The following is a 584-nucleotide window of genomic DNA, read 5'->3' as shown; positions in this document are numbered from 1 at the left end:
GTTTGACGCTTGATTATCGTCTATTTCAAAAAGTTAAATTGTTAAAGAGCAAGTTTAGTGCAAAGCACTAAGTCAGAGACTAGGAGTCATCAGTCAACATCGAATAGGAAAGTGTCCCTCGATTAACTGTCCAAGCATCTTGCTTAAGGCTTTGAATTGTGTCGATTTCGCAGAACTGCGAAGAAGTAGATATTCGTATGAAGTGGTGGAGCCATGCGGGGTCGAACCGCAGACCTCCTGCGTGCAAAGCAGGCGCTCTCCCAACTGAGCTATGGCCCCTCTAATACTTCATCGTATTTTCTACATTTTGTCATAACATTCAAGTATTTTTGAACATTATGAACACCAGCACTTTAAGAGATAAACTCTTTGAAATACTGGTGGGTCTGGGCCGATTTGAACGGCCGACCTCACCCTTATCAGGGGTGCGCTCTAACCAACTGAGCTACAGACCCAATCTTTGCTAAATCAAATCAGATTCAGACAACGACACTCTAAACTACAGATATCAGATAATTTGTGTGAACGCTCACCAGAGCCTCTATATCGTTTAAGGAGGTGATCCAGCCCCAGGTTCCCCTAGG

Annotated in this window: 2 tRNA genes; both read right to left on the bottom strand. The window is 43.8% G+C overall.

Features of this window, described 5'->3' with window-relative positions:
• Positions 1 to 203: 203 nt before the first annotated feature.
• Positions 204 to 279: transfer RNA gene (locus AYW75_RS18410), tRNA-Ala, on the bottom strand.
• A gap of 99 nt (positions 280 to 378) precedes the next feature.
• Positions 379 to 455, bottom strand: a tRNA-Ile gene (locus tag AYW75_RS18405).
• Positions 456 to 584 lie beyond the last annotated feature (129 nt).

This window comes from Marinomonas atlantica (genome assembly GCF_001639725.1).
GTDB lineage: Bacteria > Pseudomonadota > Gammaproteobacteria > Pseudomonadales > Marinomonadaceae > Marinomonas > Marinomonas atlantica.
This window is presented reverse-complemented; position numbering and strand designations above follow the sequence as displayed.